The sequence below is a fragment of the Kitasatospora sp. NPDC057512 genome (genome assembly GCF_042802135.1).
In the GTDB taxonomy this organism is placed as follows: Bacteria; Actinomycetota; Actinomycetes; order Streptomycetales; family Streptomycetaceae; genus Kitasatospora.
Genome location: NZ_JBHVET010000295.1, coordinates 1 through 9519, shown reverse-complemented (window position 1 = coordinate 9519; position 9519 = coordinate 1). Strand labels below are relative to the sequence as shown.

At 74.7% G+C, this 9519-nt stretch carries 8 protein-coding genes; 5 read left to right on the top strand and 3 right to left on the bottom strand.

Features of this window, described 5'->3' with window-relative positions; translation table 11 throughout:
- Nucleotides 1-2: 2 nt before the first annotated feature.
- A complete protein-coding gene (locus ACFU6K_RS20270; RefSeq protein WP_380664874.1) occupies nt 3-1604 on the bottom strand; it encodes an ABC-F family ATP-binding cassette domain-containing protein in 1602 nt (533 codons plus the stop codon).
- 234 nt (nt 1605-1838) lie between these two features.
- Here ACFU6K_RS20270 and ACFU6K_RS20265 point away from each other — a divergent pair, with 234 nt between their 5' ends.
- Nucleotides 1839-2753, top strand: a complete 915-nt coding sequence (locus ACFU6K_RS20265) for a RimK family alpha-L-glutamate ligase (protein ID WP_380664872.1) — start codon at nt 1839-1841, stop codon at nt 2751-2753.
- 77 nt (nt 2754-2830) lie between these two features.
- Here the strand turns inward: ACFU6K_RS20265 and ACFU6K_RS20260 are convergent, their stop codons facing one another.
- Nucleotides 2831-4165: an NAD(P)/FAD-dependent oxidoreductase gene (locus ACFU6K_RS20260; RefSeq protein ID WP_380664870.1), complete on the bottom strand. Its 1335-nt coding sequence runs from the start codon at nt 4163-4165 to the stop codon at nt 2831-2833.
- A 473-nt stretch (nt 4166-4638) separates the two neighbouring features.
- Between ACFU6K_RS20260 and ACFU6K_RS20255 the strand changes: the two genes are divergently transcribed.
- Together ACFU6K_RS20255 and ACFU6K_RS20250 are read left to right on the top strand one after the other, a co-directional pair.
- Nucleotides 4639-5802: a magnesium and cobalt transport protein CorA gene (locus tag ACFU6K_RS20255; RefSeq protein WP_380664868.1), complete on the top strand. Its 1164-nt coding sequence runs from the start codon at nt 4639-4641 to the stop codon at nt 5800-5802.
- 446 nt (nt 5803-6248) lie between these two features.
- Nucleotides 6249-7109 (top strand): SDR family NAD(P)-dependent oxidoreductase, encoded by an 861-nt coding sequence (locus ACFU6K_RS20250; protein WP_380664866.1) that lies wholly within the window; start codon nt 6249-6251, stop codon nt 7107-7109.
- A gap of 232 nt (nt 7110-7341) precedes the next feature.
- Here ACFU6K_RS20250 and ACFU6K_RS20245 read toward each other — a convergent pair whose 3' ends face one another.
- Complete coding sequence (locus ACFU6K_RS20245; RefSeq protein WP_380664864.1) at nt 7342-7698, bottom strand: hypothetical protein; 357 nt, start codon at nt 7696-7698, stop codon at nt 7342-7344.
- Nucleotides 7699-7819: 121 nt separating this feature from the next.
- On the opposite strand from ACFU6K_RS20245, the gene ACFU6K_RS20240 reads away from it, so the two are divergent.
- Both ACFU6K_RS20240 and lepB read left to right on the top strand, forming a co-directional pair.
- Nucleotides 7820-8416, top strand: a complete 597-nt coding sequence (locus ACFU6K_RS20240; RefSeq protein WP_380664862.1) for a helix-turn-helix domain-containing protein — start codon at nt 7820-7822, stop codon at nt 8414-8416.
- A gap of 62 nt (nt 8417-8478) precedes the next feature.
- Nucleotides 8479-9519: signal peptidase I (gene lepB, locus ACFU6K_RS20235; protein WP_380664860.1), on the top strand; the 1041-nt coding region annotated here is incomplete at its 3' end.

Below are 9519 nucleotides of genomic sequence, written 5' to 3'. Positions count from 1 at the left end.
CGTCAGGACTGCGTGACCAGGTCCAGGTAGGTGTCGTGCCAGAGGTCCTCGTCGCCGTCCGGCAGGAGGAGCACGCGGTCCGGCCGGAGCGCCTCGATGGCGTCCGGGTCGTGGGTGACCATCACGATCGCGCCGGGGTAGCCGCCGACCGCGGCCAGGACCTCCGTGCGGGAGGCCGGGTCGAGGTTGTTGGTCGGCTCGTCGAGGAGCAGCACGTTGGCGCCGGAGTGCACCAGGGCGGCCAGGGCGAGCCGGGTCTTCTCGCCGCCGGACAGCACTCCGGCCGGCTTGTCGGCGTCGTCGCCGCGGAAGAGGAACGCGCCCAGCACGTGCCGCAGTTCGCCGTCGGTCAGGCCGGGCGCGGCTCCGGCGAGGTTGTCGCGCACGCTGAGCGCCGGGTCGAGGGTGTCGTGCTCCTGGGCGAAGTAGCCGAGCCGCAGGCCGGTGCCGGGGACGACGCGGCCGGAGTCCGGGGTCTCCCGGCCGGCCAGGACGCGCAGCAGGGTGGTCTTGCCGGCCCCGTTCGGGCCGAGCACGACCAGTCGGCTGCCGCGGTCCACGGCCAGGTCCAGGCCGGTCAGCACCGGCCGGCCGCCGTAGGACTTGGCGAGGCTGATCGCGCCCAGCGGCATCCGGCCGCACGGGGCGGGCTCGGGCAGCCGGATCCGGGCGGTGCGCTCGGCCTGCCGGACGGGTTCGAGTTCGGCGAGCATCCGGTCGGCCCGGCGGGCCATGCTGCGGGCGGTGGTCGCGGTGGCGACGTTGGCCCGCATCCGGTCGGCCTGGGTGTGCAGGGCGGCGGCCTTGCGCTCGGCGTTGGCGCGTTCCCGGGTCCGGCGGCGCTCGTCGGCGGCGCGCTGGGCCAGGTAGGTCTGCCAGCCGGTGTTGTGGACGTCGATCGTGGCGCGCTGCGGGTCCAGGTGGAAGACCCGGTTGACGGTCTCCGCGAGCAGTCCGAGGTCGTGGCTGATCAGTACCAGCCCGCCGCGGTGGGTGGCGAGGAAGCCGCGCAGCCAGGCGACGGAGTCGGCGTCCAGGTGGTTGGTCGGCTCGTCCAGCAGCAGGGTGCCGTGGTCGGCGAACAGGATGCGGGCCAGTTCGACCCGGCGGCGCTGGCCGCCGGAGAGCGTGCCGACGGGGGAGTCCATCACCCGGGTGGGCAGGCCGATCCCGGCCGCGATCCGGGCCGCCTCGGCCTCGGCGGCGTAGCCGCCCCGGGACTGGAAGCCGGCCTCGGCCCGGACGTACGCGTCCATCGCCCGACGCTCCTCGGCGGGCGACCCGGCCCCGGCCATCGCGGCCTCGGCGGCGCGCACGGCGCGGACGGCGGCGTCCAGGCCGCGGGCGGACAGGATGCGGTCGGTGACGGTGGCCGACGGGTCGGCGGCGCGGGAGTCCTGCGGGAGGTAGCCGACGGCCCCGGTCCGGGTGACCGTGCCGGCCGCGGGCGCGAGCTGCCCGGCCAGGGTGGCGAGCAGGGTGGTCTTGCCGGCTCCGTTGCGGCCGACCAGGCCGATCCGGTCGCCGGGGGCGATGTGCAGGGTGACGTCGGACAGCAGCAGGCGGGCGCCGACGCGCACGTCGACACCACGGGTGGTGATCATGGGATAACGCTCCGAAAAAGCTTGCGGACACACGGGTGGCGTGAGAGCGGGTCCGCGAGCTAGGAAATTCGGGGCGTAGACATGTCGGGCAGGTTAGCGGGCGGGTGGAGCGGGCGCATCCGAATTAACCGGGTGGCGAACCCGGCGACGCGGCCCGGTTTCGGCCACCCCGCCGGGCCGATGGCGCACGAGGCCGCCTTGTCGTGGCCACGCCGCACTCGCTTGCATGTCCGCATGCCCCGACGCGATCTCGTACTCCTGACCGATCACAGCTCGACCGAAGGCAGTCGGCAGGTGCTCGCCGCCGCCGCCCGGACGCTGACCGGCCGGGAACCCGTACAGCTGGACGCCCGGCACTTCCTGACCGGCGGCAGCGGCCTGATCGAGGCCGACGACGCGGGCGGGTTCCGCCTGGAGGCGGGCGGCCGGACGGTGACCGCCGAGACGGTGATCGTCTACGAGATCCCGCCGCACCGGCGCCGCGCGTTCGAGGGCTTCCAGCGGCGGCTGCGCGGAGTCGGCGCCCGCTCGCTCGGCACCGACGCCCAGGCGTGGCGGGCGGCCACCGAGAAGGACCTCACCGTCGCCCGTTTCGTCCGGGACGGCGTGCCGCACATGCCCAGCATCGCGCTCCGCGAGCCGAGTCCGGAGGCCGCCGCCGAGGCCTTCGCGGAACTCGGTGGCGACGTCTGGGCCCGGCCCTGCGTCGGGATGGGCGGCGACGACGTCTTCCACGTCACGACCCGTGTCCAGCTCGACGCCGCCGCGCGGCACTACGGGCGGGCGCCCTGGCTGCTCGCCCGTGACGCCCGCAACGTCCTCCCGGACGGGCGCCGCCACCAGTACCGGGTGGTGGTGCTGCACGGGCGCGTGGTCCGGGTGGTCGAGCACGTCCAGGCGGACCCGGACGCGCCCTGCAACGAGAGTCGGGGCGCCGTCTCCACCGTGCTCGACTACGCCGAACTGCCGGACGGGCTCGCGGAGACGGCCATCGCGGCGGCCGCCTCCCTGGGGCTCGACCTGGCCGGGGTGGACCTCGCCGCCGAGAGTGGCGGCGTGGTCTTCGAGGTCAACGTCCACCCCGCCTTCGGCCTGCGCGGCCTGGAGCAGGTGGCGCTGCCGTACGTCGCCGCGCACCTCGGGACGTAGCGCTCCGCAGGACCGCGCCGGCACCCCGCCCCCTCACGCCCGGGGCGCCGCGCCGGCACCCCGCCCCCCTCAGGCCCTCAGGCCCGCAGGACCGCCGCGAGCACCGACGGCCGGAACAGCAGCGACGGCGGCTCGACCAGCGACATCACCTCGTGGAACGCCGCGGTGACCGCCGGGTCCCGGGTGCTGGCGGCCAGCACCTTGTCGAAGAAGCGGTGCTGGAGCCCGACCAGGGCGCCGGAGGGCCCGCCGGTGGTGGCGCGGAAGCGGGCGTCCTCGGCGCAGGAGATCAGCCACGGCACCGCGGAGGCCGTGGCGACGGCGCGCCGCGCGGCCCGGGCGGCGGCGTGCCCGATGCCGCCGTGCCGCTTCGCGGTGCGGCGCAGCTCCCGGGCGCAGAACAGGGCGACGGTGACGCCCTGGCCGTACACCGGGTTGAAGGTGCTCGCGGCGTCGCCGACCACCACAAGCCCGTCCGGGCCGCCGCGCTCGTAGTGCCGACGCACGCCCGGGCCGGGGAGGAACCCCCGGACCTCGCCCGCCGGTTCGGCGCCCTGCAGCACCTCGTGGAGGAGGGGGTCGCGCAGCTGCCCCAGGTGCTCGGTGAACCCCTCCGGGCCGGCCGCCGGTTCGGCGCCGCGCATCCCGGCGAGGCTGACGATCCAGCGGTCGCCCTCGACCGGCAGCAGGACGCCCATCCGCTGCGCGTCCGGGGCCTTGGTCTGGAGGTAGACCGCTTGGTCGCCGAGGTCGGACCCGGCCGGGCGGTGGAAGATCCGGGAGGCGTACGCGACGCCCGCGTCCACCCGCTCCTCGGGCACCGGCGGGCAGCCCAGTTCGGCCAGCCACTTCGGCACCGAGGTCGAGCGGCCCGCCGCGTCCACCACCAACTCGGCCGGTATCTCCAGGACTTCGCCGCGCTCCGGGCCGCGCTCGCGGACCTTCACCCCGGTCACCGCGGCCGCCGAGCCGAGCAGCCCGACCACGTCCGTCCCCTCCAGGAACTCGATCGCGGGGTGGGCGCGGACCCGGTCCAGCACGAACGCGTCCAGCAGCGGCCGGGTGCAGGAGAGGAAGGCCATCTCCGCCGGGTACTCGGCCAGCCACCCCGCGGAGCACAGCCACCTGACGTCCGAGGCGGCCACCCGCTGCGCGCCCGCGGCCATCAGCTGCTGCTTGATGCCGGGCATCATCTCGTCCAGCAGCCGGTGCCCGGCCTCCAGTACCAGGTGGGCGTGCCGGCCCTGCGGCACCCCGGCCCGGAACTCCGTCCCCGCCGGGTACCGGTCGCGCTCCACCACGACGATCCGCTCGGCGATCCCGCGCAGCGCCCAGGCGGCCGCCAGCCCCGCGAGCCCGCCGCCGACCACCACCGCCGTACCCCGCCCCGAGGCCCTCTTCGAAGAAGTCATGACACGTAGCGTAGCGGTGTGGTTGCCGATTCGTGACGGCTTCGCTGTGGACGAACAACCCTGCCCGGTGCGGCCGTTGACGCGGCGCGGGCTCGGTGTCGGGCGGTCCGCGGAACGCGGGTGCGGCCGGCGGACACGTGCCCGGGCCGGGGCACTGGTCGGAGGCCGCGGCGTACGGGTACTAGACTCGACGGGGTTGTGCTGGCACCCCTCCCGGTGCGTGAGCGCGCGGAGCCGAGGAGGTGAGAGCTGTGGAGTGCAGTAGTACGGGTCGAAGTCGGCCCCGCCCCCGGTTGTCCCGCACCACTCGCGGCCCCCGGCACACCTCCTCCCGTACGGCTCCCGCGCGGCACTGACCTCGTCCTCCCGGCGAGGCGCCGCCGGTCGCGCCGTGCGCGTGGCGGCCGGCCGGGCGCCTCCGGTCCGCCTCGTTCCCGTACGGCGGCCGGGCATCCCCCGTGGAGGTCTCCGCCATGTCCGACTGGCGTGTGCGCGCCGTGCGCGCGAGCAAGCGTCCGTTCTCCCGTTCCGTCGTCCGGCCCGCCGACACCCAGCCGGCGCCCGAGCACTCGATGGACCCGCGCCCCGACCAGCCCGTCGAGCCGGTGACGCTGGAGCGTTCCGTCGTGGACGCGGCGGTCTACCGCGACGGCCGCCGGACGGACGCGCCCACCGACCTCGCCGACATCTACCGCACGCTGCCCGACCGGCCCGGCACGATGGCCTGGATCGGCCTGTTCCGCCCCGCCGAGGCGCAGCTGCTGGAGGCCGCCGACCGCTTCGACCTGCACGAACTGGCCGTCGAGGACGCGATCGTCGCCCACCAGCGGCCGAAGCTGGAGCGCTACGGCGACACCCTGTTCGTCGTGCTGCGCGCCGCTCGCTACCTGGACGAGGCGGAAGAGGTCGACTTCGGCGAGATCCACCTCTTCGTCGGCCCCGACTTCGTGCTCACCGTCCGGCACTCCCAGGCCCCCGACCTGTCGGCGGTGCGCCGCCGCCTGGAGGACGACCCGGAGCTGCTGGCGCTCGGCCCGGAGGCGGTGCTGTACGCGGTGCTGGACGCCGTGGTGGACGGCTACGCGCCGGTGATCGCCGGCCTCCAGCACGACATCGACGAGATCGAGACCGAGGTGTTCGGGGGCGACCCGCAGGTCTCCCGCCGCATCTACGAGCTGTCCCGCGAGGTGATCGAGTTCCAGCGGGCCACCCGCCCGCTGCTGGAGATCATGAAGAGCCTGGAGGCGGGCTTCGGCAAGTACGGCACCGACGACGAGCTCCAGCGCTACCTGCGCGACGTCGCCGACCACGCCACCTACGCCGCCGAGCGGGTGGACGGCTTCCGGCAGATGCTGCAGAACATCCTGACCGTCAACGCGACGCTGGTCTCGCAGCGGCAGAACGAGGAGATGAAGCAGCTCGCCGAGGCGGGGCACGTGCAGAACGACGAGATCAAGAAGATCTCCTCCTGGGCGGCCATCCTCTTCGCGCCGACCCTGATCGGCACGGTGTACGGGATGAACTTCGAGACGATGCCGGAGCTCAAGTGGGTCTTCGGCTACCCGTTCGCGATCGGGTTGATGGCGCTGGTGTGCACCGGGCTGTACCTGGTGTTCAAGAAGCGGAACTGGCTGTAGGCCGGAGCTCCGGGCGACCCGGGCCCCGGAGTGGTGACCGCGCGGCGGGGCCGCGTCAGGGATTCGTCAGGGCGTCGGCGCGGCGCTTGCCCGGGTGGGGGAGCGTCGGTTGGATGAGGAGCATGAACCGCCCGGTACGCCATCACGACCGTCCGCCGCATAGGTGGCCGACGGTCCGCGCTGCCGTGGCCGTCATCGCCGTGCGCTGATCCGCGCCTCCCCGCCGGAGGGCACGGCGCGCGCCGTACCCCGTCCCGGCGCCGTCGCGGCGCGGGCGGGGGCGGGCGCGCGCGGGGCCTCGCCCGGGGACCGTCTCGGTCCGTAGCCGGCGTTCCGCGTTCCGCACTCCGTGGTTCGCACGCCTCTTTCCTCATTTCATCGGGCCAGTTGAGCCCGCACCCCCGGTCCGGTCAGGGCCGGCGGTGCCACGCACCCTGGGAACGGTCATGTCCGACTCCGTCCTGTCCATCTCCGCCGTGTCCGAAATGTCCGGCACCGTGTTGTCCGGCCGCACCGCCCTGGTCACCGGGGCCTCCTCCGGGATCGGCTGGGAGACCGCCCGGCTGCTCGCCGGGCTGGGCGCGACCGTGCTGGTCCACGCCAAGACCGCCGCCGAGGCCGAGGCGACCGTCGAGCGCCTGGTCGCCGCAGGCGCGAGGCGGGACCAACTCGTGGAACTGGCAGCCGACTTCACCCACCTCGCGGAGATCGCGGTGCTGGCCGGCACGGTCGTCAAGCACTACCCGGCGCTGGACCTGCTGGTGAACAACGCCGCGGCGATGGCACCCGAGCGCTGCACCCTCACCGAGGACGGCAACGAGGTCTCGCTCCAGGTCAACTTCCTGGCCGCGCACCTGCTGGCGCGGCTGCTGCGCGCGCCGCTCTCGGCGGCCGGCGACGCCCGGATCATCAACGTCTCCTCCTCGCTGCACCGCACCGCCTCGATGAACTGGTCGGATCCGCACCGGACGAAGAGGTACTCGCGGGTCGCCGCGTACGCACAGTCGCAGCTCGCGCTCACCATGGCGACCGCCGAGATGGCGCCGGCCGGTTCCGGCATCACCGCCGTCAGCCTCAACCCGGGCCAGTGCGCCACCGCGCTGCTGCCGCTGTACGGCCGCACGGGCGCGCCGGCCGCGGAGGGGGCGGCGGCCGTGGTCCGGCTCTGCCTGCCGGGCGTCGCGGTCGCCAACGGTGCCTACTACGACGGCGGTTCGGTCGCGCAGACGGCGTTGGTCGCCCAGGAGGAGCGTTCGTTGAAGCGGCTGGCCAGGCTCGCCGACCAGCTGGTCGGCCGGGCGGCCTGAACCGCGCCGACCCGACGTCCACGAGGAGGACCACGATGTCGAAGCGTGCCCGCAAGAAGAGGGCCCGTCGGAAGAAGGCGGCGAACCGCGGCGGCAGGGCCGGCCAGGGCTGAGCCGCCCGGCCCTCGCCGGAGGGTGAGCACCACCGGGCGCCGGGAGGGCGCGCCAGAAGCGCGTCGAGAACGGCGCCCGGCGGCGTCAAGGAGGTGGCGGGGGCTCCTCCCCGTCGGGTCTAGCCGGGCAGCAGCCGCTGGTACTCGGCCTCCGGGTCCAGTTGGCGCCGGTACTCGACGTGCAGCCGGACGGTGCCGTCCGCTCCGGCCAGGCGGTCGAGCGGGCCCTGCCAGGCCGGCAGCGGACGGGGCCGCGGCCACTGCTGGGCGAGGACGGCCAGCGGGGTGCCGTCGGCGGCGCGCACCACCCAGGTGGCGAGGCCGCCGCCGATCAGCGGGAGCCGGGGCCGGGGGAGCCCGAGGGCGGCGAGCGCCGCCGGGGCGTCCAGGCCGTCGGGGAGCGTGACGGTCCCGGCGTGCGGGGCGTCGGCGTCGTCGCCGGCCGCGACGCTGTCGCGGGTGAGGAGGATGCGCATGACGGGAGGATAGGCCGGAGCCGCGGAGGAACCCCGGGGCGTGACCCGCAGGGGTGGCGGACGGGGCCTCACCCGTGTGCCGGATTGACAATGGTCCTTGCCGTACCGGCAAATGGCAGGCATGGCCGACGAAGAGTTCGAGAACGTCCTCACCACGGTGGGTCCGCGGCTGCGGGCGCTGCGCAGGGAGCGCGGCACCACGCTCGCCAAACTGGCGGCCGCCACCGGCATCTCGCTCAGCACGCTGTCCCGGCTGGAGTCCGGGCAGCGCAAGCCGACGCTGGAGCTGCTGCTGCCGCTGGCCCGGGAGTACCGGGTGCCGCTGGACGAACTGGTCGGCGCCCCGGCCACCGGAGACCCGCGGATCCACCCACGCCCGGTGACCAGGAACGGCCAGACCATCGTCCCGCTCACCCGCCACCTGGGAGGCCTGCACGCCTACAAGCACATCGTGCCGCCGGGCCGGAACGCCGGGCCGGACCTGGAGCTGAAGGTCCACGAGGGGCACGAGTGGCTGTACGTGCTGTCCGGGCGGCTGCGGTTGGTGCTCGGCACCCACGACCTGGTGCTGACGGCCGGTGAGGCCGCCGAGTTCGACACCCGCACCCCGCACGCCTTCGGCAACGCGGGCCCGCAGCCGGTGGAGTTCCTCAGCCTGTTCGGCCCGCAGGGCGAGCGCATCCACGTCAGGGCGCGCCCGGGAACCTCTGTTCGGTAGGTTCGTTCCTGACAGGGGGTCTTCCTACCGGCTCCCGCCAGGCCGTCGGAGGGGCCGAGGAAATGACTGTGCAGCAGAGCGCGGAGTCCGGGGAGAGCGGCGCAGCCGCGGAGCGCGAGGGGGCCGGGGACGGCCGGGCGGGGGCGGAGGCGGGTACGGGCACCGCGGTGGCGGCGGGGGCGGAGCCGGTGAACGCGGGCGCCGACGCTCCCGGGAAGGCCGGCGAGGAGGCCGAGCGCCCCCGGAAGAAGCGCCCGTTCTGGCAGGAGCTGCCGATCCTGCTGGTGATCGCGCTGCTGCTCTCGCTCGGCATCAAGACCTTCTTCGTGCAGGCCTTCTCCATCCCCTCCGGATCGATGGAGCAGACCCTCGCGATCGGCGACCGGGTGCTGGTCGACAAGTTCACCCCGTGGTTCGGCGCCAAGCCCGAGCGCGGCGAGGTGGTGGTGTTCCGCGATCCGGGCGGCTGGCTGGAGGACACGTCGGCGGGCTCCGACGACTCCGTCATGGGCAGCGTCCAGAAGGTGCTCAGCACCGTCGGCCTGATGCCCTCGGCGGACGAGAAGGACCTGATCAAGCGGGTGATCGCGGTCGGCGGGGACACCGTCGACTGCGAGGCGGGCGCACCGCTGAAGGTGAACGGCGTCGCGCTGGACGAGCCGTACCTGTTCCCCGGTGCGACGCCCTGCGACAACGACCCGGTGGGCACCGTCACCGTGCCCAAGGGCAAGCTGTGGGTGATGGGCGACCACCGCAACAACTCGCGGGACTCCCGCTGGCACCACAACGAGACCGGCGACGGCTTCGTGCCGGTGGACAACGTGGTCGGCCGGGCCTTCGTGGTCGCCTGGCCGCTGTCCGACTGGTCGACCCTGCCGGTCCCGGACACCTTCGACAAGGTGCCGGCCGGGGCGGCGGGCGCGGCCGGCGCGCCGTTCGAGGCGCCGCCGGCGCCGGAGGCCGCCGCGCTGGCGGGCCACCCGGACTCCGTCGACGCGATCGGGCTGCTCGCCGAACCGGGTGTGGGCGCGGGTGCGGTGCACACGGCGGTGCGGCAGGCACTGGACGCGGCGGGCGCGGTCGACGCCCGGCCGCAGGAGGTG

What these genes read in the sequence shown, in the direction of transcription:
- ACFU6K_RS20270 (WP_380664874.1), bottom strand. Translation starts at nt 1,604, where the DNA reads ATGATCACCACCCGTGGTGTCGACGTGCGCGTCGGCGCCCGCCTGCTG.
- ACFU6K_RS20265 (WP_380664872.1), top strand. Translation starts at nt 1,839, where the DNA reads ATGCCCCGACGCGATCTCGTACTCCTGACCGATCACAGCTCGACCGAA.
- ACFU6K_RS20260 (WP_380664870.1), bottom strand. Translation starts at nt 4,165, where the DNA reads ATGACTTCTTCGAAGAGGGCCTCGGGGCGGGGTACGGCGGTGGTGGTC.
- ACFU6K_RS20255 (WP_380664868.1), top strand. Translation starts at nt 4,639, where the DNA reads ATGTCCGACTGGCGTGTGCGCGCCGTGCGCGCGAGCAAGCGTCCGTTC.
- ACFU6K_RS20250 (WP_380664866.1), top strand. Translation starts at nt 6,249, where the DNA reads ATGTCCGACTCCGTCCTGTCCATCTCCGCCGTGTCCGAAATGTCCGGC.
- ACFU6K_RS20245 (WP_380664864.1), bottom strand. Translation starts at nt 7,698, where the DNA reads ATGCGCATCCTCCTCACCCGCGACAGCGTCGCGGCCGGCGACGACGCC.
- ACFU6K_RS20240 (WP_380664862.1), top strand. Translation starts at nt 7,820, where the DNA reads ATGGCCGACGAAGAGTTCGAGAACGTCCTCACCACGGTGGGTCCGCGG.